Below are 25,341 nucleotides of genomic sequence, written 5' to 3' on the forward strand. Positions count from 1 at the left end.
CTGTTCTACGTTTCAAAAAAGTTAAAATATACATGAGAGGGATTAATGGTAATACCACTGGTGGATTATCACTTTGCCTCATATTCCCTGTGCATTTGTTAAAATCTGGTGGGATTGGTGATTTAGCTCAACGTCCTTATGGACAGAAGGTGAATACTTTGTTACTTTAACGTCACGTTTTTTAAATTGGTATTACCAATTGACTCCGCGCCATTCGCAGAGAAGAATCCACCATGGCATACAGCAAGATCCGTCAGCCTAAGCTGTCAGATGTGATTGAGCAGCAACTGGAGTTTCTGATACTTGAGGGAACCTTGCGCCCCGGCGAGAAGCTCCCTCCGGAGCGTGAACTGGCGAAACAGTTCGATGTCTCCCGCCCTTCTCTGAGAGAAGCCATTCAACGTCTGGAAGCCAAAGGGCTACTTTTGCGCCGTCAGGGTGGTGGTACCTTCGTTCAAGCCAATCTATGGCAAAGCGTCAGCGATCCGCTGGCAGAATTACTGAGTACGCATCCCGAATCACAATTCGATCTATTGGAAACTCGCCACGCGTTGGAAGGTATCGCTGCCTATTACGCTGCGTTACGCGGTACCGAATCGGATCTCCAGCGCATTCGGGATTGCCACGCCGTCATTCAGCAGGCCAGAGACTCAGGGGATTTGAACGCGGAGTCGGAAGCGGTTATGCAGTATCAGGTCGCTGTAACAGAGGCCACGCATAATGTGGTGCTGCTGCACTTATTGCGTTGCATGGGACCGATGCTGGAACAGAACGTAAGACAGAATTTTGAATTGCTTTATCTGAGCCGTGAAGTGTTGGGGAAGGTGAGCATTCATCGCGCTGGAATTTTTGAGGCGATTGTTGCCCGTGAACCAGAAAAGGCTCGTGAAGCATCACACCGCCATCTGGCGTTTATTGAGGAAGTATTGCTGGATCTTAACCGGGAACATAGTCGGCGCGAGAGATCGCTGCGTCGGCTCCAGCAACGCAAGGATTGAGCGTCCGATTTTGGGCTCTGAATGCGGCAATTATACCCAATAGATTTCAAGGTGCAGTAGGGCGGTAAGCCAACGGAGCTGTAACTTGAAAGGTGACGGGGATATGACGATGGGCCTGTCTTCATGTGCTTTATTATTTATGACTGAATAAGCCAGAGCACAAGAAGACAGGCTCCAACAAACTAACTTATTAGAGAAGATAAGGAATAACCATGTCAGATCGTTTAAATAATGACGTGGATCCGATCGAAACCCGCGACTGGCTGCAGGCGATCGAATCGGTCATCCGTGAAGAGGGTGTTGAGCGCGCCCAGTATCTGATTGATCAGGTATTGAGTGAAGCGCGTAAAGGTGGCGTGAGCGTTGCTGCTGGCAGTGCCGCACGTCAATACATCAACACCATCGCAGTGGAAGATGAGCCGGAATATCCAGGTAACCTGGATCTGGAAAGTCGTATTCGCTCAGCAATTCGCTGGAATGCGGTCATGACAGTATTGCGTGCTTCGAAAAAAGATCTGGATCTGGGCGGCCACATGGCGTCTTTCCAGTCTTCCGCAACGTTCTATGAAGTGTGTTTCAACCACTTCTTCCGTGCGCGTAACGCCCATGACGGTGGCGATCTGGTTTACTTCCAGGGTCACATTTCTCCCGGCATTTATGCCCGTGCTTTCCTTGAAGGCCGCCTGACTGAAGAACAAATGAACAACTTCCGTCAGGAAGTGCACGGTAAAGGGTTGTCTTCTTATCCACACCCGAAACTGATGCCGGAATTCTGGCAGTTCCCGACCGTTTCCATGGGTCTGGGCCCGATTGGTGCAATTTATCAGGCTAAATTCCTGAAATACCTTGAGCACCGCGGGCTGAAAGATACGTCCAAACAAACGGTTTATGCTTTCCTGGGCGACGGTGAAATGGATGAACCGGAATCCAAGGGGGCGATCACCATCGCGACCCGTGAAAAACTGGATAACCTGGTGTTCGTTATCAACTGTAACCTGCAACGCCTCGACGGGCCGGTTACCGGTAATGGCAAGATCATTAACGAACTGGAAGGCATCTTCGGCGGCGCCGGCTGGGAAGTGATCAAGGTTATCTGGGGCGGACGTTGGGACGAACTGCTGCGTAAAGACACCAGCGGCAAGCTGATCCAACTGATGGACGAAACCGTTGACGGTGACTACCAGACCTTCAAATCCAAAAATGGCGCTTATGTCCGTGAGCACTTCTTCGGTAAATATCCGGAAACGGCGGCGCTGGTCAAAGACTGGACCGACGATCAGATTTGGTCATTGAACCGTGGCGGTCACGATCCGAAGAAAGTCTACGCTGCACTGAAAAAAGCGCAGGAAACCAAAGACAAGCCGGTGGTTATTCTGGCGCATACCATCAAAGGCTATGGTATGGGCGACGCCGCTGAAGGTAAAAACATCGCTCACCAGGTTAAGAAAATTAACATGGACGGCGTGCGCTACTTCCGCGATCGTTTCAACGTGCCGGTCAGTGATGAAAACATCGAAAAACTGCCGTACCTCACCTTCGACAAAGACTCCGCAGAATACAAATATCTGCATGAGCGTCGTCAGGCGCTGGAAGGTTACCTGCCAAGCCGTCAGCCGAAATTCAGTGAAAAACTGGAACTGCCGACGCTGGAAGATTTCAGCACGCTGCTGGAAGAGCAGAATAAAGAAATTTCCACCACTATCGCTTTCGTTCGCGCCCTGAACGTGATGCTGAAAAATCAGTCGATCAAAGATCGTCTGGTTCCGATCATCGCCGATGAAGCGCGTACCTTCGGTATGGAAGGCCTGTTCCGTCAGATTGGTATTTACAGCCCGAACGGTCAGCAGTACACCCCGCAGGACCGCGAGCAGGTTGCTTACTACAAAGAAGATAAGAAGGGCCAGATCCTGCAGGAAGGGATCAACGAACTGGGCGCAGGTTCATCCTGGCTGGCGGCGGCAACGTCTTACAGCACCAACAATCTGCCGATGATCCCGTTCTACATCTACTACTCCATGTTTGGTTTCCAACGTATTGGCGACCTGTGCTGGGCGGCGGGTGACCAACAGGCTCGCGGTTTCCTGATCGGCGGTACTTCCGGCCGTACCACGCTGAACGGCGAAGGTTTGCAGCACGAAGATGGTCACAGCCACATTCAGTCGCTGACTATCCCGAACTGTATTTCTTACGATCCGGCCTACGCTTATGAAGTGGCCGTCATCATGCATGACGGTCTGCATCGTATGTACGGCGAAGCGCAGGAAAACATTTACTACTACATCACCACGCTGAACGAAAACTACCACATGCCTGCGATGCCGCAGGGTGCGGAAGAGGGTATCCGTAAGGGTATCTACAAGCTGGAAACGGTTGAAGGCAGCAAAGGTAAAGTTCAACTGCTGGGCTCAGGTTCCATCCTGCGTCACGTACGCGACGCCGCACAGATTCTGGCGAAAGACTACGGCATTGGTTCTGATGTCTTTAGCGTGACCTCCTTCACCGAACTGGCTCGTGATGGTCAGGACTGCGAACGCTGGAACATGCTGCACCCAACCGAAGAACCACGCGTTCCTTATGTGGCTCAGGTATTGAGTGAGGCGCCTGCCGTTGCGTCAACCGACTACATGAAGCTGTTTGCTGAGCAAATTCGTAACTTCATTCCGGCCAGCGATTATCGCGTCTTGGGAACCGACGGTTTCGGACGTTCCGACAGCCGTGAGAACCTGCGTCATCACTTTGAAGTGGATGCGTCTTACGTCGTGGTTGCGGCCCTGGGTGAACTGGCCAAACGCGGTGAAATCGATAAGAAAGTGGTTGCCGACGCGATTGCCAAATTCGAGATCGATGCAGATAAAGTTAACCCGCGTCTGGCATAAGAGGTAAAGATTACATGGCTATCGAAATCAACGTACCGGACATCGGTGCAGATGAAGTTGAAGTCACCGAAGTGCTGGTGAAGGTGGGCGATAAAGTTGAAGCTGAACAGTCGCTGATCACGGTAGAAGGCGATAAGGCCTCTATGGAAGTGCCTTCTCCGCAGGCCGGTGTAGTAAAAGAGATCAAAGTTGCTGTCGGCGACAAAGTAGAAACCGGCAAACTGATCATGATTTTCGATTCCGCCGACGGTGCAGCCGATGCTGCGCCTGCCAAGGCTGAAGAGAAGAAAGAAGACGCCAAACCGGCAGCCGCTGCTGCCAGCGCCAGCAAAGACGTTGAAGTGCCGGACATCGGTGCGGACGAAGTTGAAGTCACCGAAGTGTTGGTCAAAGTCGGCGACAGCGTTGAAGCCGAGCAATCTTTGATTACCGTTGAAGGCGACAAGGCTTCGATGGAAGTGCCGGCGCCGTTCGCGGGCGTGGTTAAAGAAATCAAAATCAGCACCGGCGACAAAGTGAAAACCGGTTCACTGATTATGGTATTCGAAGTCGCTGGCGCTGCTGCGCCGGCTGCGGCGAAAGAGGAAACTCAGGCCGCTCCGGCCGCCAGCTCCGCGCCTGTCGCCAAAGAAGTCAACGTGCCGGATATCGGCGGTGACGAAGTCGAAGTCACGGAAGTGATGGTGAAAGTGGGCGACAAAATCGCCGCAGAACAATCACTGATCACCGTTGAAGGCGACAAGGCCTCGATGGAAGTGCCGGCACCGTTTGCCGGGACGGTAAAAGAGATCAAAATCAACACCGGCGACAAAGTGAAAACCGGCTCGCTGATCATGATCTTTGAAGTCGAGGGCGCTGCCCCGGCAGCCGCGCCTGCCGCCAGGCAGGAAGCCGCCGCGCCAGAGAAGAAAGCCGAAGCCGCGCCTGCTGCGAAATCTGACAGCAAGGGCGAATTTGCCGAGAATGACGCCTATGTTCACGCGACGCCGGTTATCCGCCGTCTGGCCCGTGAATTCGGTGTGAATCTGGCAAAAGTGAAGGGTACCGGCCGTAAAGGCCGTATCCTGCGCGAAGACGTTCAGGCTTACGTGAAAGACGCGGTGAAACGCGCTGAGTCCGCGCCTGCTGCGGGCGCCGCCGGTGGCGGTCTGCCTGGCATGCTGCCGTGGCCGAAGGTGGACTTCAGCAAGTTCGGTGAAATTGAAGAAGTTGAACTGGGTCGTATCCAGAAAATTTCTGGCGCCAACCTGAGCCGTAACTGGGTGATGATCCCGCACGTTACGCATTTCGACAAAACGGATATCACCGAGCTGGAAGCGTTCCGTAAACAGCAGAACGTAGAAGCCGAGAAGCGTAAACTGGACGTGAAGATCACCCCGGTTGTATTCATCATGAAAGCCGTTGCCGCTGCGCTTGAGCAGATGCCGCGTTTCAACAGTTCGCTGTCCGAAGATGCCCAACGTCTGACGCTGAAGAAATACATCAACATCGGTGTAGCGGTTGATACGCCGAATGGTTTGGTGGTTCCCGTGTTCAAAGATGTGAACAAGAAAGGCATCATCGAGCTGTCCCGTGAACTGATGACGATCTCTAAGAAAGCCCGTGACGGTAAGTTGACCGCAGGCGAAATGCAGGGGGGATGCTTCACTATCTCCAGCATCGGCGGCCTGGGTACGACGCATTTCGCGCCGATTGTCAACGCGCCGGAAGTCGCTATCCTGGGTGTGTCTAAGTCCGCGATGGAACCGGTCTGGAACGGTAAAGAGTTTACGCCGCGTCTGATGATGCCGATATCTCTGTCCTTCGACCATCGTGTCATTGACGGTGCTGATGGTGCACGCTTTATTACCATCATCAACAACACGTTGTCTGATATTCGCCGTCTGGTGATGTAATCGAAAAGCCGGCCTGACGGCCGGCTTTTTTCTGGTAAGCTGTCATTGGCTACAGCTATCAGTGATTAAGGACAAATCGTTAGTCGCTTGTTGTTTCAAAATTGTTAATGATTTTGTAAACTACCGCGGCAAAGACACGTCCCGGTGGAAGAGGGCGTTAAGACTCAATAACAATGACGTCACAGACCCGCCGGAAATTAATTAAGAGGTCATGATGAGTACTGAAATTAAAGCTCAGGTAGTGGTACTGGGTGCCGGCCCCGCAGGTTATTCTGCGGCGTTCCGTTGCGCGGATTTGGGTCTGGAAACCGTACTGGTAGAGCGTTACTCCACGCTGGGTGGGGTGTGTCTGAATGTAGGTTGTATCCCTTCTAAAGCCCTGCTGCACGTCGCTAAAGTGATTGAAGAAGCCAAAGCGCTGGCACAGCATGGCATCGTGTTCGGCGAGCCGAAAACCGATATTGATAAAATCCGTTTGTGGAAAGAAAAAGTTATCAAGCAGCTGACCGGCGGTCTGTCGGGTATGGCGAAAGCCCGTAAGGTTAAAGTCGTTAACGGTCTGGGCAAATTCACCGGCGCGAACACGCTGGTGGTTGACGGTGAAAACGGTAAAACGACGATCAACTTTGAAAACGCGATCATCGCCGCGGGTTCACGTCCGATCCAACTGCCATTTATTCCTCATGATGACCCGCGCGTATGGGATTCCACCGATGCGCTGGAGCTGAAAACCGTTCCAGAGCGTTTGCTGATCATGGGCGGCGGCATCATCGGTCTGGAAATGGGGACCGTTTATCATGCACTGGGTTCTCAGATCGATGTGGTTGAAATGTTCGATCAGGTGATCCCGGCGGCGGATAAAGACATTGTTAAAGTGTTCACCAAACGTATCAGCCAGCAGTTCACCCTGATGCTGGAAACCAAAGTGACCGCGGTAGAAGCTAAGAAAGACGGTATCTACGTGACGATGGAAGGTAAAAAAGCGCCGGCGGAACCACAGCGTTACGATGCGGTGCTGGTGGCTATCGGCCGTGTACCGAACGGTAAGCAACTGGATGCCGGTCAGGCTGGTGTTGAGGTGGACGATCGTGGTTTTATCCGCGTTGATAAGCAACTGCGCACCAACGTGCCGCACATTTATGCTATTGGCGACATCGTTGGTCAGCCGATGCTGGCTCACAAAGGCGTACATGAAGGTCACGTAGCGGCTGAAGTCATCGCGGGCAAGAAACACTACTTCGATCCGAAAGTGATTCCTTCTATTGCTTATACCGAACCGGAAGTGGCATGGGTTGGCCTGACAGAGAAAGAAGCGAAAGAGAAAGGCATCAGCTTTGAGACAGCGACCTTCCCGTGGGCGGCTTCCGGCCGTGCTATCGCGTCTGACTGCGCAGACGGCATGACCAAGCTGATTTTCGACAAAGAAACTCACCGTGTTATCGGCGGGGCGATTGTCGGTACCAACGGCGGTGAACTGTTGGGTGAAATCGGTCTGGCGATTGAGATGGGCTGTGATGCGGAAGATATCGCGCTGACTATCCATGCTCACCCGACGCTGCATGAGTCAGTCGGTCTGGCGGCTGAAATTTTTGAAGGCAGCATTACCGACCTGCCGAATCCGAAAGCGAAAAAGAAATAATTTCGCCTTCAGTTCGCGGTTAATCATTCTGAATCCGGTATCTTGTGATGCCGGATTTTTTTATGGCGGACGGGAATAGCCAGCCACCCTTCAGGCCAGCGTTTCGCGTGGTTAAATCTCTCCAGGCGATTTTTTTAACCTGCATCGCAGAATTACGCTTCCACCCAGGTATTTTTATCCGCTTCATTTACACTCTGATTTCAGAAAAGAAACGGTGTTTTATTTTTGAGGTTATGATGAAATTGAATGCCTTGCGTCCCCTTGTCTGGTTGCTGGCTATGTTACTGTCCAGTACCTCGCTCATGGCCAATGATATGAATGCCCACACGCCTGCGATCACCGATGAAGGATTGCCATCGTTTTATACCCAGTTGAAGCAGCAGATGACCTATCCGGATTCCTGGCTTTCCGGAAACTATACCGACTTTGGTCTGTGGAAATCTGAAGCGCGACAGACGCTGCGTGCGCTGTTGCTGACCCCGGATGCTACGCAGGATTTTGCCCCCCAAACGCTCGATCGGCAGGATCGCGGCAGCTATACGGCAGAGAAGGTCGCATTCAATCTGACCGACGAAAGCCGCGTAAACGCCCTGTTGCTGACGCCGAAAACGCCGGGGCCCCATCCTGCGGTGATTCTGCTGCACGATCACGGATCGAAATTTGATATCGGCAAGGAGAAGATGATCAAGCCGTGGGGCAATGCCGAGCAGCTCGCCTCAGCGCAGGCATGGGCGGATAAATTTTTCACCGGGCGTTTTGTGGGCGATGAGCTGGCGAAACGGGGTTATGTGGTGCTGGCGGTTGATGCGCTGGGGTGGGGCGAACGTGGCCCCATCAAGTATGAGCAGCAGCAGGCGCTGGCCAGTAACTTCTTCAATCTGGGCCGTTCTCTGGCGGGGCTGATGGCGTATGAAGATACGCGATCGATCGATTTTCTGGCTTCGCTTGAGCAGGTGGATGACAAACGTATCGGCGTGGTCGGCTTTTCCATGGGGGCCTATCGTGCCTGGCAACTGGCGGCATTGTCCGACAGAGTGGCCGCAACGGCGGCCGTTTCCTGGATGGGGACTTACGAAGGACTGATGACGCCGGGCAACAATGTGCTGCGCGGACAATCGGCGTTTTACATGCTGCATCCCGGTTTACCTGCGCGTATGGATTTTCCCGATGTCGCCAGCATCGCCGCACCCAGACCAATGTTGCTGTTCAACGGCGGTCAGGACAAACTGTTTCCCCATAGCGCCGTGGCAGCCGCGTATGCAAAAATGCATAAGGTTTGGCAATCGCAACAGGCTGATAGCAAGCTGGAAACGAAAATCTGGCCTGAACTCGGTCACGTTTTCTATCAGGAACAGCAGGAAGACATCTTTATCTGGCTGGATCGGTGGTTAAAGCAATAGCGAAATCAGATAGCGCAGATCGCCTTCCTGTCTTAATGCACAACGGTCGGCGAGCTGCCCGCTGTCCAGATGCGGCAGTGAACCGATGGTCTGCCGCAGTTTGGCGCGCAAATCGGTCGGCTGCATCGTTGTCTCCCGGCGGGTGACGCGATGGCGCAGCATGGCGCCATCATGCAAATACAGCGTGACCTCATGAAAGCGGGCTTCGGGATCCTGTTCGTCCGGTGGTGCGGTATCGTCCGCTATCCGGATAACCTTGTCAGCCAGCGCCAGAATTTCAGGATCAACCGGCCCTTCCGCAAAACGCTTCAGCTTCAGTTCACCTTCCAGCAGCGCGGCGGCAATCACATATTCCAGGCTGAAACGCGCTTCTACGCCAGTTGCGGCTCTACGGATAAACGGCGCGATATCGCCGCCGGGTGGAAAGGAGACGGTAATCTGCTCTACGTTATCGGTAAGCGAAACGCCGGTGTCGTGTTGCGCATACCACCGTTCTCTTAGTTCAAAAGCCGCTTCCGCCGCACTGTGTGTACCGCCACAGGTGGGGTAGCGTTTGAATTCCAGACCAGGCGAAAGGATGCGCCACGGCGTTCCCCAGGATTCAGTCAGTAATGAGGATTGCTGTTTCCGATCGCCATGCGCAGCCAGAAAAGCTTCAATAACTTGCTCTGGATTGCCCTCGAAGCCCGCCAGCCCGAGCTTGGCTGCCGTGACGCCGGCTCTGGCGGCGAACCCCGCATGAAGCGGTTTTACCGCTGAACCAAACTGTGCGCGTAGGCCTGCCGCCTGCGTGGCCGCCAGACCAAGTATATTTTTGGTCTGTTCAACCGATGCGCCAAGCAGACGAACTGCGGCCGCCGCCGCCGCGATAGCACCTAACGTCGCGGTATTGTGATAGCCAAGACTGTAATGGCGAGGCCCGCAAGCCAGGCCGATTCTGCCTGCGACCTCTACGCCGATGACATAGGCGGTCAAAAAGTCATCTTCGGTGATGTGCGGGTTTTCTGCTGATAGCGCAAACAGCGCCGGCAGGATCACCGTACTGGGATGTCCGCGAAAAGCCGGATGATAGTCATCAAAGTCCAGCGCATGGCCGACATAACCCAGAATCAGACTGTTTGTCTGGCTGTCGGTACCGTTGAAAACCTGCTTTAACGGGATCAGGCCGCTGTCGGCGATTGCGCCCTGTGTAATCGGCAGGGCAGTAGCAACAAAATCCGTTACCCCCAGTCGGGCGGCGTCGATCGCCGCCTGGCTCGGTAAACTGTGCGTAATGAACTGTGCGAGGGTCGTCGTTAAGTCAGTCTGGTTGGTCATAAGCGGCAAAAAGTCAGCAATAAAGATGTCTTAATCTACTGTGCTCTGTTGAAAGGGTATTAATAACTAAATGACATATATTATTGGTTTGAATTATATCAACGGTAATTCATTGCGTTCAGAACCGATCTTTCAACTGCCCCGGTGTAATACCAAATGCGCGTCGCAACGCGGTAGCGAAGTTGGCGGGGCTGTTATAGCCAGCGATACTGGCGGCCTGCGCAATACCGATACCATCTTTTTTCAAGGCCAGCATGGCGCGCTGTAACCGGCAGTTACGCAAATATTCAAATACCGTCATGTTGAAGGTCTGACGAAAATGTCGCTGTAGCGTGCTTTCACTCATATTGACGCTTTTGGCAATTTCGCTCATTGAGAGCTGGTCGGCCGTTCCGCTTTCCAGCATATCCCTGACTTGTTGAATACGGTGATATCCCCGCAGCGTGATGCCATTATTTTTCTCCTGCATGACGCTGGCTGTCAGCGACGTGAATGCCTCAATAATCAGATTCATGCACTGGGTTTCAAGGTAAAGACGCTGGAGCGGTGTTTTACAGGGTTCCGAATTCAATATTTGCAGGGCAATGGCCAGCGCCTGGCGGGAGGGCGTCCACAGGTGCGTGGCGAGGTGCGTCTGGGTAAAATCATAGATTGCCTGCCAGTCATTGACGCTATCCAGCAGATTACCGTATAGCCACTCGCGGCTGAAGGTCAGTGAAATGGTGCGTTCATATTCATCGCGTTTGCCAATGCGGGTAAACAGGGTGGGCTCGGTTAACACCACCAGGGAGGCGGGCTGATGTTCCCCCAGATGTAATTGCTGTTCGCCAAATGTCACATGCGCGGTGCCATTGACCACGATGGCGAGCTTTATCGCACCATTCAGCATGCCCTGAGTTTTCATATTGTGCAGGTTGATAACGTCGGCAATATGCAAGGTGACATGCTGGTTCAACGGGATAACGCTGAAACTGCCAAAGAGCACGGGCGTGTCATCCACCCATTTGGGACCGAGCAGACGGTAGTCATTCGATACCAGGCTGGACTGTTGAACAATGTGATTTTTATAGATGGATTTTGACGATGGAATAGTATTTTGCATGATTTCCCCTGGTATTTATCTGGTTATCCCCCGCCATTTTGATGTTTTGGCAAAACAATTTGCTGTTAGTGCAAACCTCATCCCGAATGACAAATGTAACAATGACTGCACCAAAATGGTAATGCAAATACTTCTCAATAGCATTTTTCGTTGGGGATCGTTGCCTCATCGTTTATGCGCATGCTCCATTTTTGGTATTGCGGAGAAAAAGGACTGACTGATTACAACAATACATATGTAGAACAACATGCGTTTACAACGACACACGATGTTCTCCTTGATGACAACCGTGCTTGCCGCCGGTTTTCTCTCCGCCCTTATTATTCAGCACGTTGCTGATTGCCCGTTACGTTTGGCGGTATTCGTAGCGGCACCAGAACGTCTGTCAGACGATAGACTCATTGATTACAGGGCAGGATGATTTTGATGAAATTACCACAACCACGCCATTATCTGGCGACTCTCATTGGCGTCAGCTGTGGGATGAGCGCTTTTCTGACCGTTGCGCAAACGACAGGCGCTGCATCTGACGAACCTGCCGCTCAGGTTCAGGAACAGGCTGAAAATAATACCACATCGGGCGATACCATGGTGGTGACCGCCGCAGAACAAACCCGGCAGGCTCCCGGTGTGTCGGTGATTACCGCGGAAGATATCAGTAAGCGTCCACCGGCTAACGACCTGTCGGAACTGATACGTACCATGCCGGGGGTTAACCTGTCGGGTAACTCAAACAGTGGCTCCCGTGGAAATAACCGTCAGATCGACCTGCGTGGCATGGGCCCGGAAAATACCCTGATTCTGGTGGACGGCAAACCTGTTTCCAGCCGTAATGCAATACGCTATGGCTGGCGCGGCGAGCGTGATACCCGTGGCGACACCAACTGGGTACCTGCCGATATGGTAGAGCGGATTGAAGTGTTGCGGGGGCCGGCTGCGGCACGCTACGGCAACGGGGCCGCGGGCGGGGTGGTGAATATCATTACCAAACAGCCGACGCAGGAACTGCACGGCACCTGGAATACCTATATGAATATGCCGGCGCATAAGTCTGAAGGGGCGACCAAACGCACCGATTTCAGCCTGATGGGCGGGTTGACCGATAACCTGAGTTTCCGCTTGTCCGGTAATATCAATAAAACGCAGGCCGATGCCTGGGACATTAACGACGGTCACCAGATCAGCCCGCTGGCAACTACGATCCCGGCCGGGCGTGAAGGGGTGCGTAATAAAGATATTAATGGTCTGCTGCGCTGGGACATTACCACACAGCAGTCGCTGGAATTTGAGGCCGGATTCAGCCGTCAGGGCAATATCTACGCTGGGGATACCGAAAATAACAACAGTAGTGCCACCTCACTGGAAAATTATGGTCGAGAAACCAATCGGATGTACCGGCAGAATTTCGCCATTACCCATCGTGGCTACTGGGATAGTGGTGTAAGTTCAACCTCTTACCTGCAATATGAACGTACCCACAATACGCGTATTTTTGAGTTGTTGGCGGGTGGGCCAGCCGGCCGGCCGGAAGGGAATGACTTCAGCACCATTAAGCTGGATGTATTTACTGGCCACAGTGAAGTTAATATCCCGTTTGAGGCGCTGCTTAATCAGACGGCAACCATTGGGGTGGAGTGGTCTGAACAGAAATTAAAAGATCCGGCGTCGAATACGCAATCGCAACAGGGTGGAATCATCGACGGATACCCTACTGGTACACGCAACGATCGTATGTCAGCCCGTATTGCATCGGTCTTTGCTGAAGACAATATTGAAATGACTGACAGCACAATGCTGACGCCGGCTTTACGTTTCGATCATCACAGTATAGTCGGGAGTAACTGGAGCCCATCGTTGAACTTGTCTCAACAATTGGGTGAAGACTTTACGTTGAAAATGGGTATTGCCCGCGCTTATAAAGCACCGAACCTTTATCAGATGAACCCCAATTATTTGCTCTATAGCCGTGGCAATGGTTGTAATGTTGCAGGTACCAACGGATGTTACCTGATGGGGAATGGGGATCTGAAAGCGGAAACCAGTATCAATAAGGAAATTGGTCTTGAGTTTCATCGTAACGGTTATCAGGCTGGCGTGACCTATTTCCGTAATGATTATCGTAATAAGATTGAATCTGGCATACATTCAACAGGTTCAACGACCACGCTTGATTCAGCCATTCTTCAATGGGAAAACGTACCAAAAGCATTGGTGGAAGGGCTGGAAGGTACGCTGAATATTCCAGTAACGGATACTATCAGTTGGAATAATAATATTACCTGGATGTTGCAGTCGAAAAACAAAACCACTGGTGATTATTTGTCGATCACGCCGGAATTCACCCTGAATTCCTCTGTCAGTTGGCAGGCAACTGACAGCCTTTCTTTCCTGGCAGACATGACCTGGTATGGTCGTCAGAAGCCGAAGAAATATAACTATAAGGGAGAAGCAACATCGTCTCTGCCATTGACTGCCGAGTATGATCGGCACGAAGTTAGCCCGTATGCGGTGTTCGGCCTGAGTGGTACTTATGATGTGAATAAGTATGCCAGTGTTACTGTCGGTGTTGATAACCTGCTTGATAAACGTCAGTTCAGGGCAGGTAATGCGCAGTCGTTGACTAATACCACTGCCGCTGGAACGACCGTAACTTCATATGGTGCAGGCGCGGCCACCTACAATGAACCGGGCAGAACTTTCTTTGTCAGCCTGAATACCCGCTTTTAAACGGTTATGGTAAGCCGGCGCCGCGTGTCGGCGCCGATTAAAAGACCGGGCGTCATCGCACTATCGTTTCCGGTGGGGGTAATTTACCCCACCGGATTTTTTGTGGTCAGCCATCCCTGACGGACCAACGCCGGGCGTGGTCAAAAAACGCTCCCGGCGTTTTTGGGTTTGGCAAGCAGGGCGTCAACATAAATAATAAGAAGAAGTTCGGGAGGATGGATGTATCAGTTACGCAATACATGTGATGAGATGTTTGACTCGTCCGCATGCGGGCGCTTTCGCATTATGTCCTTTTGTCCTGATATCACGCCGCCGCCGCAGGGTTGGCCGGTTATTTATCTCCTGGATGGCGCCCGCTATTTCCCTGTCGCCGTGTCATTGATGGACGCGCTGGCCCATCCGCGTTGCGGCATGGGCGGGGGGATTATTGCGGCGATTGATTACGATGGCCCTACCCGGCGTGAGCGGGACTATCGCCCTGCGGTTGAGTGCATCGTGCCGGAAGCGAATCCGCAGGGCGGGTATTATCCATCCGGTATGGCGGGTAATGCGGCAGGGTTTCGTCACTTTATCCTGAGCGAGTTAAAACCCTTTATTGCCGGTAAATATTCAACTGACCGCCGGCGCGAAGCATTATTCGGTCATTCCTATGGCGGTTTGTTTACTGTCGATACGCTGTTTGCTGCTCCAAATGCTTTTCAGCATTTTTATGCCGCCAGTCCATCCGTCTGGTGGAATGGGGGTTACCTTATTCAGCAAGCCGAACGTTTTCTTGCGCGTTCCATACCGCAAACCGCCAGTCTGGCCTTATCGGTGGGAGAATATGAACAGTCTCTGGAACCGTGGGAATGGCAGTTGCCCGACGAACAGCGCCTCGCGCTGCGGCGGCATCGTCACCAGAGGAGGATGGTCGATGGGATCCGGGAGCTGGCGTGGTCGTTGCAGAACCACTCACCGAATTTACAGGTTACGCTGGATATTTATCCTGAACAGTCGCATCAATCCGTTCCGTTGTTCGCTTTGCAGCATGCGTTGCGTACCCATTTCCGGCAGGACCCTGCCGGAAATGGTCGATAAGAACGTCAGAAAATGGTTTTCAGCTTTTTTCCCCGACATCCCGATTCTCAGGATGCCGTTCCAAGCATCGATAGCTGTGGAATTGGCGGTGTGAAGGCGCCGGTGTCTTCCTGTCGATCGCCGTCCTGCCCGAGTTGGAATATTGCCGCTGCCTGAGTGAGCTGGCGGGCCTGCTCTTCCAGCGATGCCGCCGCTGCCGCGGATTGTTCCACCAGTGCGGCGTTCTGCTGTGTGACGCTGTCCATCTCCGTAACCGCCTGACTGACCTGATTGATCCCCTGAGCCTGTTCGTCAGAAGCCGATGCAATCTCACCCATCAGATCGTTCACCTGCCGGATAGAGGTAATCACGCCGTCCATGACTTCGCCGGTCCGCACGACCTGCCTGGAACCGGCATTAACGCGTTCAACGGATTCAGCGATCAGACTCTCGATTTCCTTGGCCGCCTGAGCGCTTTTTTGCGCCAGATTACGCACTTCGCCCGCCACCACGGCGAAACCGCGTCCTTGCTCACCGGCGCGCGCCGCCTCTACCGCGGCGTTTAGCGCCAGAATGTTTGTTTGAAAGGCTATGCTGTTGATCATGCCGGTAATTTCGGTAATTTTATGCGAACTGGTGGCGATACTCTGCATAATGACACCCAGTTCACGCTCCATTTCCCAGCCCTGTTTGGCGACCGTCGCGGCATTCTCCGCCAGTCTCGTGGCCTGATGAACGTTATCGGTATTATGTTTCACCGTAATACCCAACTGTTCCATACTGGCCGCGGTCTGTTGCAATGCCGATGCCTGCTGTTCCGTACGGGAAGAGAGATCGTTGTTACCGGCGCTGATCTCCGCTGTGCCCTGATAAATGGAGTGGGCGCTGTCGCGGATGGTGGATACCGTTGATTTCAGGCTTTCCTGCATCTCTTTCAGATAGGGAATGAGCTGGCCTGCGTCGTTACGGCCGAAATCTTCCAGAGAGCGATCGAGCCGTCCTTCCGCCAGCGTACGGAAATGCGCTTTAATCAAGGTCAGGGGTTTAACCACGTAGCTCGACAGATAACGATCGGTCAGCAACAGGATGATGGCGCCCGTCGCCATGGCGGCAATCAGGATCTTTTTACACCAGTCGACCAGTGAATAGATCTGCTGCAACGTATGGTTATCCGCTGACAGGGCCTGATAAAGATTTAACTCGGTGATAAATGCTTCATTCAAAGACTGAAAATCATCCCGGAATAAACGACGGTACTCGGCAAAGCGTTTTTCTTGCAGAGTGTCCATCATGGGCTGCAATCCCTGGTCGATGAGTTTGCTCCAGGCTGCAATCACATTATCGACTACCTGCCGATCAATCTGTGGATGCGTTTGTTGTTTGAATTTCTCAAGGTTATCTTTGCTGCTCTGTAATGCGTCGACGGCAGACGAAACCGTAACGTCAATGTCGTCCAGTTTTCCGCTTTGCATCAGCGTCATGGCCTGATTGAGGCGGATTGCGGCGCGTAATGCCTGATTATTGCCGTCGGTCAGGGTATTTAACCCTTCAACCTGCGTATTACCGATGGTCAGGAAATGCGTCGCCTGATTGAGGGATGATAATGTGAACCATGAGACGCCTCCCCATAACAACAAAAAAAGGCTGAGAATAATCAACAATACTTTTCTGATGGTGATATTTCGCAACAACAACATAGCGACTCCCGGTGTATCAATATTGTCCTAACTATTAATAGCCTATCGGCAGTTGGGGCAATTGTTTGCATACTGATTTATTATGAGCTACGCCGGGGCCGGGTTATTAACAATTACGCATATTCCATCGTGAACGGTCCGGACTTTTTCCTGCCATGCCATCCCCGCCATTTTGTTAAAGAGCCGCGGTGCCGGGTCTTTTGCCCCACACCGTTATCGGTTTGGAAAGCAAGATGATTTACGCGATGATCGCCTTGAAATCTATTGGGTATAGTGTGTGTTATCAGGAGCATGCTATTCTGCTGAAGTCAGCCTGCATCGGATAAAAAATAGCTAACCGTGCAAAGGGTCGATTTAATAATAATTAATGTTGCTATTATGTAAACGAATTAACAATCGATTCAAATTCTGGTATGCTGACGAGGCTGAACCGGGCACTCTATTACCTTACATCCACAAGCTTACACCCAGGCATGGACATCAAGACCGGGAACAAGAGCGCCGGGCATAACGAAGACAATGAGAGCGAGGAGAAAGTCGTGCTAGAAGAATATCGTAAGCACGTAGCCGACCGGGCTGCACAGGGGATTGTTCCTAAGCCGTTAGATGCCATACAAATGGCCGCGTTGGTTGAGTCATTAAAGCACCCACCCGCAGGCGAAGAAGATGTTTTACTGGATCTGTTAGCTAACCGCGTTCCCCCTGGTGTTGATGAAGCCGCGTATGTGAAGGCGGGTTTTCTGGCGGCCATTGCAAAAGGCGAGGCCACTTCTCCCCTGGTGACGCCTGAGAAAGCCGTTGAGCTGCTGGGCACCATGCAAGGTGGTTACAACATCCACCCACTGATTGAAGCACTGGACAGCGCCGCGCTGGCGCCGATTGCCGCCAAAGCCCTGTCTCACACCTTGCTGATGTTTGACAACTTTTATGATGTGGAAGAGAAGGCGAAAGCGGGTAACGCTTATGCCAAACAGGTTATCCAATCCTGGGCGGATGCCGAATGGTTCCTGTCCCGTCCTGAGCTGGCGGAAAAGATTACCGTAACCGTATTTAAAGTGACCGGTGAAACCAACACCGATGACCTGTCACCCGCGCCAGACGCCTGGTCGCGCCCCGATATTCCGCTGCATGCGCTGGCGATGCTGAAAAATGCCCGTGAAGGCATTGAACCCGATCAGCCGGGCGTGGTGGGTCCCATCAAACAAATTGAAGAACTGAACAAAAAAGGCTTCCCGCTGGCTTACGTTGGCGATGTGGTCGGCACGGGGTCTTCACGTAAATCGGCAACCAACTCCGTACTGTGGTTCATGGGGGATGACATTCCTCATGTGCCTAACAAACGCGGCGGCGGCGTGGTGCTTGGCGGTAAAATTGCGCCGATCTTCTTTAACACCATGGAAGATGCTGGTGCGCTGCCGATTGAAGTGGATGTCAATGACCTGAACATGGGCGATGTGATTGATATCTACCCGTACAAAGGCGAAGTCTGCCGTCATGACACCAACGACGTGCTGGCGACGTTTGAACTGAAAACCGACGTACTGCTGGATGAAGTTCGCGCGGGGGGACGTATCCCGCTGATCATTGGCCGTGGACTGACGTCCAAAGCCCGTGAGTCGCTGGGGCTGCCGCACAGCGACGTATTCCGTATTTCCAAAGCGGTGGAAGCCAGCGCCAAGGGCTTCTCGCTGGCTCAGAAAATGGTTGGCCGCGCCTGCGGCGTCGCCGGTATTCGTCCGAACGAATACTGCGAGCCGAAAATGACCTCCGTAGGGTCGCAGGACACCACCGGGCCGATGACCCGCGATGAACTGAAAGATCTGGCCTGTCTGGGCTTCTCCGCCGATCTGGTGATGCAGTCTTTCTGTCATACGGCGGCGTATCCGAAGCCGGTTGATGTGACGACTCACCACACGCTGCCTGATTTCATCATGAACCGCGGCGGGGTTTCCCTGCGTCCGGGCGATGGTGTCATTCACTCCTGGTTGAACCGCATGCTGTTGCCAGATACCGTGGGGACCGGTGGCGATTCCCATACCCGTTTCCCGATTGGCATTTCTTTCCCGGCGGGTTCCGGGCTGGTGGCCTTCGCCGCTGCAACGGGTGTCATGCCGCTGGATATGCCCGAGTCCGTTCTGGTTCGCTTCAAGGGTAAAATGCAGCCGGGCATTACGCTGCGCGATCTGGTTCATGCCATTCCGCTGTATGCCATCAAGCAGGGTCTGCTGACCGTGGAGAAAAAAGGTAAGAAAAACATTTTCTCCGGTCGTATTCTGGAAATCGAAGGTCTGCCGGATCTGAAAGTAGAGCAGGCGTTTGAATTGACGGATGCCTCGGCGGAGCGTTCCGCCGCGGGTTGTACCATCAAGCTGGATAAAGCGCCGATCGTTGAGTATCTGAATTCCAACATCGTGCTGCTGAAATGGATGATCTCGGAAGGCTACGGCGATCGTCGCACGTTGGAGCGACGTATTCAGGGCATGGAAAAATGGCTGGCCGATCCGCAACTGCTTGAAGCGGACGCCGATGCGGAATATGCCGCCGTTATCGACATCGATCTGGCTGAAATCAAAGAGCCGATCCTGTGTGCGCCGAACGATCCGGATGATGCCCGCTGGCTGTCTGACGTGCAGGGTGAAAAGATCGATGAAGTCTTTATCGGTTCCTGTATGACCAACATCGGTCACTTCCGTGCGGCAGGTAAACTGCTGGATAGCCACAAAGGCCAGTTGCCGACCCGTCTGTGGGTTGCGCCGCCGACCAAAATGGATGCGGCTCAGCTGACGGAAGAAGGCTATTACAGCGTATTTGGCAAGAGCGGCGCGCGGATTGAAATCCCGGGTTGTTCGCTGTGTATGGGTAACCAGGCGCGAGTGGCCGACGGTGCGACGGTGGTTTCAACTTCCACGCGTAACTTCCCGAACCGTTTAGGAACGGGGGCGAATGTGTATCTGGCTTCCGCCGAACTGGCTGCGGTGGCATCCCTGCTGGGCCGTCTGCCGACGCCGGAAGAGTACCAAACCTATATGAACCAGGTGGATAAGACCGCGCAGGATACCTACCGCTATCTGAATTTTGACCAGTTGGGTCAATATACCGAGAAAGCGGATGGCGTGATTTTCCAGACCGCAGTCTAAATCGCTATAGTGCTGTTCTTCGTGGGAGGCCATCGGGCCTAATGCCGGTCGCTTAATGTGACCGGCATTGTGTTTTATCGGATATTTATCTCTTCTTCCCTTCTCTGGGATAACTTCGCTCCCATCGCCGCGGTAACGCCAGATAGCCTGCCTGCTCATAAAAATGAATTTGGCCGGTAGCGTAAGGAATATAATTTTCCATTATATAGCAATGGGTTATGATAGTGCTGCGAAAGATCTGAAGATGGTGGGCCGGAATAAATCGGTCATCCGGCACGGGAAGCGGTGGTGAGTTTTACGCACTGTCGTCATGTCAGCGGGTTCGGCGGCCTGCGAAGCAAATAATCTTACCGGTTTTTACCAGACGTTTGCGAGCCATCACTGTGGCAATATCCAATGCCCTTTAAACTAAAAATAATGAGAGTGATACAGGAGGGGGCACCATGGACTACGAGTTTCTGCGCGATGTTACCGGTCAGGTGATAGTCAGAATGTCAATGGGGCATGAAGCCCTTGGCCACTGGTTTAACGAAGAGGTGAAAGATAATTTAGCGTTACTTGAACAGGTGGAGGCGGCGGCGCATTCCGTGTCGGGGAGCGAACGTCAGTGGCAGTATGTCGGTCATGAATATACCCTGTTGCTGGATAGCGAAGAGGTGATGATTCGCGCCAACCAGCTTGAATTTTCCGTCGATGAGATGGAAGACGGGATGAGCTATTACGATGAGGAAAGTCTGTCGCTCTGCGGCACGGATGATTTTCTGACGGTAATGAGAAAATATCGTGAGTTTGTATGGGAAAATGGCGCGACAGGGCAGAAGAAAACATTATGACGCTCCGACTCTTGTTGGTGATTCTGTGTAATCGCCGTTTTGCTTAAAGGTGGCCGTTTCGCGGTCACCAGGTCCGATAATCAGACGGCTCCGCACCCGCCAGCCATGGACGTGTGCGTTCAGCGTGTGCTATGCCGGGAACGCGCAAAAATACAGACGCTATAATTAATGGCTATGTTTTTAAGTGATTTTTCATCGCGTCGATATTTAAATATTAAGCGTATGATAAAGTATAAAAATTAAATCTTTCCAAAAAATTCTAAAGATACTTTTATCGCATCTTCCGCACCAAAACCACCGGCTTTTGTGATGACAGGAATGGCATTATTTATTTCACTATCAATTAAGACGCCGCAGGGAATACATGGCGCGACCTCATGTTGGACCCGATAGCCTTTCGCTTTAATTGTTTTTGCAACAGCAATGGCAATATCGCCGCCGGTTAAAAATAATCCGCCAACGCTGTTCTTTTGTAAGATTTCTCTGGCGATCTCACTAAGTTTTAAACTTATTGTCTCCCCCAGTTCCTGCCTGGAGAAACCCAATTTTTCACATCTCTCATCAATAGTATTACGGGCGCTGGAATCAGTACACGATCGAATAATACAGTGATGTCCTTTTTTAAGGATATCTGAAGCCTCGGTAACCACCTCGGTTAATAACTGAATATAATCATTGGACAATAATCTGTCGACGTCAATGTCAATAACATCGGCTAAACTATTTTTGACCACATGGTTAATTTGCTTAATCGTTGCATCACTCATAGAGCCAGATATCACTAACGCGGGTGATTTATTGTGTCGCTCTTTGTAAAAACGTTCAGGCAATACACTGGCCAACCCGGCAGCGCCAACAAAAGCAACAGGGCAGGATATATTATCAATCGTCTGGCCTATTATCCGCAAATCCTCCTCGGTTTCAGTATCCAATATAATGATAGAACGTTCTTTATTTACAATTATATCAATGAGTTGGTTCGCATTCCCACTGCGAATATCCGCCAAATGAATTTCGTGAACGGGCAATTCAGTTTGGCTGGCGATAATGTTTTTAATGGAGGACGAATGGATCGGCGTTTTGGGGTCCGTTGCATATTCTGTTTCTAATAACGGTATTCCGTTGACATAGCAAATGCCTTCTTTGGTCACTCGTCCATTATTAGGGATTGCCGCGACGACTAATGCCAGCCTGATATTCGTTACGTCAAAAATGGCTTCTATTTCAGCACCTAAATTACCTCGCAGGGTTGAATCTATTTTTTTGTAAATCGTCATCCCCTGAGATTCTGTTTCCTGTTGAATAATGCAGGTTTTTATTCGCCGTTTGGACTCGTCAATGGATACGGCCCGGGTTTCTGAGTCAATGACCAGCACTTCCGTATCGGTTTCGTTTTTATCATCCCATAAAAAAGAGACATCGACTTTTGCGCCTTTTTTAGCAAATTGAACGCCTGTATCATTAGAACCGGTAAAATCATCGGCAATAACTAATAATTTCATATCATTCCTCTCGAAATGGTTATTATTATCTGACTGATTTATAATAGTTTTTTTAACGCTTCCCCCCGGTCCCTTTCTGGTGTTGGCGCTTCCGGGGATTAATGAGCGGCGTCCTGTTTCCCGCCGCAGGCCCGCCTTTGGCTGGCCAAATTTGTTCTCGACGAATTTGTTGCTGCGTTGTTCAAAACGACAATGTTCTGTCCCACAGTCTGAAAATTACGCCATTTCTTCTGCATCCGGTGAACTTAAGGCATTGTTGCGTTTTAACATCCATGAAGCTAAAACGGGAGCCAGTATTGCAGTCACTAATACTGATGCGGCGACCTGGGCCGTTGCAACGTCCACATATTGGGCAAACCGGGGATCAACCGCTGCAATAATTGCAGGATTGGCTATCGCGTTACCAGCCGTTGTCCCGGCGACAAAACCGATACCGCTTTTAGGGCCGCGGCGAAGAATATATTTGTAACCAAGATAAACTAACCAACCGGTAAAGGGTGCAACGATTATCCCGACAACAATACCCTGAACGCCGCCAGTAACAACACTGGTAAGATTAATGCCGGTACCTAATGCAAAAGCAAAGAACGGGATGACGATGTTAGGTACCGGAATTAAAATAGCCTTCCATTTACTATCGAGGTTACCGACTATCATGCCCAAGATGAAGGGTAAAATAGCAGCGACAAACATGGATAAGGGTATTTCAGCTAATCCGGAAACCCCTAAAAATAACATGCTAAAGAATGGGCCGTCAGTAACCGCGGAACCCATATAGGCTCCACGATCCCGATAGTCGCCGTATTTCCCGGTAAACGCTAACCATAAACCACCGTTACTATTATCCGCGGCTGCCAGTAAAGCCAGAATGGAGATCCCTAAAAAACCATCAATACCGATAAATAAACCTAAACAAACAATCAGGAATCCTGGTACGACGCTTTTCATGAATACAACAACCCCGGTGTGGGCGAGAACTGGTCCGCTGGAGCGCCAGGATACCTGTGTACCGGTTGCAAAAATTAATAGTGCAATTAATGGCATCGCACTATTTTTAAACAGTGCTGTAGTAAAAGATCCCACCATTAATGCATCAGAAAAAAAAGTTCCAAAAATTGACCCCAGGATTAGTGGAATTAACATTAATCCACCAGGTATTTTATTCATGAAATCAAACATCGGTACACTAAATGCTTTAGATTCTGTAGCCATTTTTAATCTCTCCTGGATATGCCAATATAGAAAATAACCACCCTATATCTATTTTCTATACGTCATCATGTTTACCATCGGCGCCGTTAGAACCGTAAGTGCAGCCGATTGTCGATGCCCCATGTTCTCCGCCTTAATCATGGCCTTTTGCGTTTGCGCCGCGGCTAATTGCCGGGCGCGGCCTGGAAAAACGTTAAATACATAACGCACACCTTTTTGGCGTCGATCGGCGCTGGCGCATTCTTCACCAGTCGCTGAACCTGTAATCAAGAGTAGCGGCGTACGCGACAGGAGCTTCTGTCCAGCCTGCTGGCGGGCCTGTTGAATCAGTGTCTGAACCTTGCTAAGGAGCGTATTGTGAATATTCATCCTGTCTACCTATTGCTGTGCTGAATTTTCTCTTCACGCGACTTTTGCCCACCGGGATTGTTCGATCATGAAGAGAGACGGCAATCCGCAGTGTTACTAAGAGTAATTTATAAGTTAATTAGATATTAAATAATCTGATCTTGCTCACATATAATCAATTATGATTTAATATAATCAACATGAACTCAAATGACAAGGCGAGAAGAGACTGGCGTATTATCTCTGTTTGTCTGGTGATTTCGTTATCCTGCCCCCGCTATGACGGATTGAGTGAGCGAAATCGATCAAAAAAGATTACCCTGATGTAGCCGAGTGACGTGGTACTGAACGATATCCTGGCTCATTTTCATACGCCGCCGCCGTGCCGGAGGCTCGCGGGTTTCAGATTAAGAGACAAATTACCGGTTGTGTGCCATGGGGACGACGGCAGGACTGTCTGGTCGGTGATGCGCCTGTGATGATTAAAGCAGGCGGTTTTGGCAACGAAACCACCTTGCTCGACGTTTTACGTTTTATTGAGGAGAAGGCCAGTGAGTAAAACTATAGCAGTAACCATGGGTGATCCGGCTGGTATCGGGCCGGAAATTATTATCAAGTCTCTGGCCGAGGGGGAACTTTCCGGCGCGCCTGCCGTCGTGGTTGGGTGTGTGCAGACACTGCGTCGTATTCTTGCGCTGAATGTCGTGCCAGAGGTGGAGCTCAGGGTGATTGATAAGCCTGCCGATGCCATTTTTACACCGGGTGTGATTAACATAATCGATGAACCGCTGGCTGAGCCGGAGACGCTGAAGCCCGGCGAGGTTCAGGCGCAGGCGGGCGATCTGGCCTACCGCTGCATTAAACGCGCGACAGAACTGGCAATGGCGGGCGAAGTGCATGCTATCGCTACCGCTCCGTTGAATAAAGAAGCGCTCTATTCTGCCGGCCATCTTTATCCGGGGCATACCGAGTTGTTGGCGAAACTGACCAACAGCCGCGACTACGCGATGGTGCTGTATACGGATAAACTGAAAGTGATTCATGTTTCAACGCACATCGCATTGCGTAAGTTCCTTGACACGCTTAACCGCGATCGCGTTGAAACGGTCATTGCGATGGCGGATACCTTTCTGAAACGGGTTGGTTTCGCACATCCCCGCATCGCGGTCGCCGGGGTCAATCCGCATGCCGGCGAAAATGGGTTGTTCGGCGATGAAGAGATCAAGATCGTGTCGCCTTCTGTTGAAGCGATGAAGGCCAAAGGCATTGATGTGTACGGCCCGTGCCCGCCGGATACCGTTTATCTGCAAGCCTATGAAGGCCAGTATGATATGGTGGTGGCGATGTATCACGATCAAGGGCATATTCCGCTGAAATTGCTCGGTTTTTATGATGGGGTTAACATCACTGCCGGGCTGCCTTTTATTCGTACTTCCGCCGATCACGGTACGGCTTTTGATATTGCGTGGACAGGAAAAGCGAAGTCTGAGAGCATGGCGATCTCAATCCAGTTAGCCATGCAGCTCGCGTAATTCGCGCTTAGTGACGGACTTCTCACGACGAGAGCCATCAATCCAGGGATAATATACCCAGGGTATAACA

16 protein-coding genes and 1 pseudogene are annotated in these 25,341 nt (G+C 51.6%); 11 read left to right on the plus strand and 6 right to left on the minus strand.

Annotation, left to right across the window (positions count from 1 at the left end; genetic code table 11):
- The first annotated feature begins 233 nt into the window (after nucleotides 1-233).
- The 5 genes from pdhR to B4923_RS01050 all read left to right on the plus strand — a co-directional run bounded on the left by pdhR (nucleotide 234) and on the right by B4923_RS01050 (nucleotide 8,808).
- Complete coding sequence (gene pdhR, locus B4923_RS01030; RefSeq protein WP_109052493.1) at nucleotides 234-998, plus strand: pyruvate dehydrogenase complex transcriptional repressor PdhR; 765 nt, start codon at nucleotides 234-236, stop codon at nucleotides 996-998.
- 212 nt (nucleotides 999-1,210) lie between these two features.
- On the plus strand, nucleotides 1,211-3,874 hold the full coding sequence (aceE, locus tag B4923_RS01035; RefSeq protein ID WP_109052494.1) for a pyruvate dehydrogenase (acetyl-transferring), homodimeric type: 2,664 nt from the start codon (nucleotides 1,211-1,213) through the stop codon (nucleotides 3,872-3,874).
- A 14-nt stretch (nucleotides 3,875-3,888) separates the two neighbouring features.
- Nucleotides 3,889-5,769 carry a pyruvate dehydrogenase complex dihydrolipoyllysine-residue acetyltransferase gene (aceF, locus tag B4923_RS01040; RefSeq protein ID WP_109052495.1) on the plus strand — a complete coding sequence of 627 codons (1,881 nt, stop codon included), beginning with the start codon at nucleotides 3,889-3,891 and terminating at the stop codon, nucleotides 5,767-5,769.
- 214 nt (nucleotides 5,770-5,983) lie between these two features.
- Nucleotides 5,984-7,408, plus strand: coding sequence for a dihydrolipoyl dehydrogenase (gene lpdA, locus B4923_RS01045; RefSeq protein ID WP_168709743.1), 1,425 nt, complete (start codon nucleotides 5,984-5,986; stop codon nucleotides 7,406-7,408).
- A 236-nt stretch (nucleotides 7,409-7,644) separates the two neighbouring features.
- Nucleotides 7,645-8,808, plus strand: coding sequence for a dienelactone hydrolase family protein (locus B4923_RS01050; RefSeq protein WP_109052676.1), 1,164 nt, complete (start codon nucleotides 7,645-7,647; stop codon nucleotides 8,806-8,808).
- Here B4923_RS01050 and B4923_RS01055 read toward each other — a convergent pair.
- Nucleotides 8,797-10,125 (minus strand): MmgE/PrpD family protein, encoded by a 1,329-nt coding sequence (locus tag B4923_RS01055; protein WP_109052497.1) that lies wholly within the window; start codon nucleotides 10,123-10,125, stop codon nucleotides 8,797-8,799. The genes B4923_RS01050 and B4923_RS01055 overlap by 12 nt on opposite strands.
- 118 nt (nucleotides 10,126-10,243) lie before the next feature.
- Nucleotides 10,244-11,227 carry a helix-turn-helix domain-containing protein gene (locus tag B4923_RS01060; RefSeq protein WP_109052498.1) on the minus strand — a complete coding sequence of 328 codons (984 nt, stop codon included), beginning with the start codon at nucleotides 11,225-11,227 and terminating at the stop codon, nucleotides 10,244-10,246.
- Nucleotides 11,228-11,653: 426 nt separating this feature from the next.
- Here B4923_RS01060 and B4923_RS01070 point away from each other — a divergent pair, with 426 nt between their 5' ends.
- Together B4923_RS01070 and B4923_RS01075 are read left to right on the plus strand one after the other, a co-directional pair.
- Complete coding sequence (locus tag B4923_RS01070) at nucleotides 11,654-13,954, plus strand: TonB-dependent siderophore receptor (RefSeq protein ID WP_109052500.1); 2,301 nt, start codon at nucleotides 11,654-11,656, stop codon at nucleotides 13,952-13,954.
- A 285-nt stretch (nucleotides 13,955-14,239) separates the two neighbouring features.
- Nucleotides 14,240-15,031, plus strand: a complete 792-nt coding sequence (locus B4923_RS01075; RefSeq protein WP_245929463.1) for an alpha/beta hydrolase — start codon at nucleotides 14,240-14,242, stop codon at nucleotides 15,029-15,031.
- A gap of 47 nt (nucleotides 15,032-15,078) precedes the next feature.
- Here the strand turns inward: B4923_RS01075 and B4923_RS01080 are convergent, their stop codons facing one another.
- Nucleotides 15,079-16,707, minus strand: coding sequence for a methyl-accepting chemotaxis protein (locus B4923_RS01080; RefSeq protein ID WP_109052502.1), 1,629 nt, complete (start codon nucleotides 16,705-16,707; stop codon nucleotides 15,079-15,081).
- 539 nt (nucleotides 16,708-17,246) lie between these two features.
- Here B4923_RS01080 and acnB point away from each other — a divergent pair.
- Both acnB and yacL read left to right on the plus strand, forming a co-directional pair.
- Nucleotides 17,247-19,844: a bifunctional aconitate hydratase 2/2-methylisocitrate dehydratase gene (acnB, locus tag B4923_RS01085; RefSeq protein WP_109052503.1), complete on the plus strand. Its 2,598-nt coding sequence runs from the start codon at nucleotides 17,247-17,249 to the stop codon at nucleotides 19,842-19,844.
- Between the two features lie 443 nt (nucleotides 19,845-20,287).
- Entirely contained in the window at nucleotides 20,288-20,677 is a 390-nt protein-coding gene (gene yacL / locus B4923_RS01090) for a protein YacL (protein ID WP_109052504.1), read from the plus strand.
- Between the two features lie 239 nt (nucleotides 20,678-20,916).
- Here the strand turns inward: yacL and dtnK are convergent, their stop codons facing one another.
- From dtnK to B4923_RS01105, 3 genes are all read right to left on the minus strand, one after another.
- Nucleotides 20,917-22,179 (minus strand): D-threonate kinase, encoded by a 1,263-nt coding sequence (dtnK, locus tag B4923_RS01095; protein ID WP_109052505.1) that lies wholly within the window; start codon nucleotides 22,177-22,179, stop codon nucleotides 20,917-20,919.
- 216 nt (nucleotides 22,180-22,395) lie between these two features.
- Entirely contained in the window at nucleotides 22,396-23,391 is a 996-nt protein-coding gene (locus tag B4923_RS01100) for a 2-keto-3-deoxygluconate permease (protein ID WP_109052506.1), read from the minus strand.
- A 48-nt stretch (nucleotides 23,392-23,439) separates the two neighbouring features.
- Nucleotides 23,440-23,760 carry a hypothetical protein gene (locus B4923_RS01105; protein ID WP_109052507.1) on the minus strand — a complete coding sequence of 107 codons (321 nt, stop codon included), beginning with the start codon at nucleotides 23,758-23,760 and terminating at the stop codon, nucleotides 23,440-23,442.
- A gap of 370 nt (nucleotides 23,761-24,130) precedes the next feature.
- Between B4923_RS01105 and B4923_RS21245 the strand changes: the two are divergent.
- Together B4923_RS21245 and B4923_RS01115 are read left to right on the plus strand one after the other, a co-directional pair.
- Nucleotides 24,131-24,298 (plus strand): annotated as a pseudogene (locus B4923_RS21245) (D-threonate kinase); the annotation flags it as partial.
- On the plus strand, nucleotides 24,291-25,271 hold the full coding sequence (locus B4923_RS01115; RefSeq protein WP_109052508.1) for a D-threonate 4-phosphate dehydrogenase: 981 nt from the start codon (nucleotides 24,291-24,293) through the stop codon (nucleotides 25,269-25,271). The pseudogene B4923_RS21245 and the gene B4923_RS01115, both read left to right, overlap by 8 nt.
- Nucleotides 25,272-25,341 lie beyond the last annotated feature (70 nt).

The organism is Brenneria roseae subsp. americana (assembly GCF_003115815.1).
GTDB lineage: Bacteria > Pseudomonadota > Gammaproteobacteria > Enterobacterales > Enterobacteriaceae > Brenneria > Brenneria roseae.

Bases quoted from the DNA above. Each gene is read 5' to 3' on its own strand.
- aceE (WP_109052494.1), top strand. From the start codon at position 1,211: ATGTCAGATCGTTTAAATAATGACGTGGATCCGATCGAAACCCGCGAC.
- dtnK (WP_109052505.1), bottom strand. From the start codon at position 22,179: ATGAAATTATTAGTTATTGCCGATGATTTTACCGGTTCTAATGATACA.
- yacL (WP_109052504.1), top strand. From the start codon at position 20,288: ATGGACTACGAGTTTCTGCGCGATGTTACCGGTCAGGTGATAGTCAGA.
- B4923_RS01055 (WP_109052497.1), bottom strand. From the start codon at position 10,125: ATGACCAACCAGACTGACTTAACGACGACCCTCGCACAGTTCATTACG.
- B4923_RS01080 (WP_109052502.1), bottom strand. From the start codon at position 16,707: ATGTTGTTGTTGCGAAATATCACCATCAGAAAAGTATTGTTGATTATT.
- B4923_RS01070 (WP_109052500.1), top strand. From the start codon at position 11,654: ATGAAATTACCACAACCACGCCATTATCTGGCGACTCTCATTGGCGTC.
- B4923_RS01100 (WP_109052506.1), bottom strand. From the start codon at position 23,391: ATGGCTACAGAATCTAAAGCATTTAGTGTACCGATGTTTGATTTCATG.
- B4923_RS01105 (WP_109052507.1), bottom strand. From the start codon at position 23,760: ATGAATATTCACAATACGCTCCTTAGCAAGGTTCAGACACTGATTCAA.
- B4923_RS01050 (WP_109052676.1), top strand. From the start codon at position 7,645: ATGAAATTGAATGCCTTGCGTCCCCTTGTCTGGTTGCTGGCTATGTTA.
- B4923_RS01060 (WP_109052498.1), bottom strand. From the start codon at position 11,227: ATGCAAAATACTATTCCATCGTCAAAATCCATCTATAAAAATCACATT.
- pdhR (WP_109052493.1), top strand. From the start codon at position 234: ATGGCATACAGCAAGATCCGTCAGCCTAAGCTGTCAGATGTGATTGAG.
- lpdA (WP_168709743.1), top strand. From the start codon at position 5,984: ATGAGTACTGAAATTAAAGCTCAGGTAGTGGTACTGGGTGCCGGCCCC.
- B4923_RS01075 (WP_245929463.1), top strand. From the start codon at position 14,240: ATGTCCTTTTGTCCTGATATCACGCCGCCGCCGCAGGGTTGGCCGGTT.
- aceF (WP_109052495.1), top strand. From the start codon at position 3,889: ATGGCTATCGAAATCAACGTACCGGACATCGGTGCAGATGAAGTTGAA.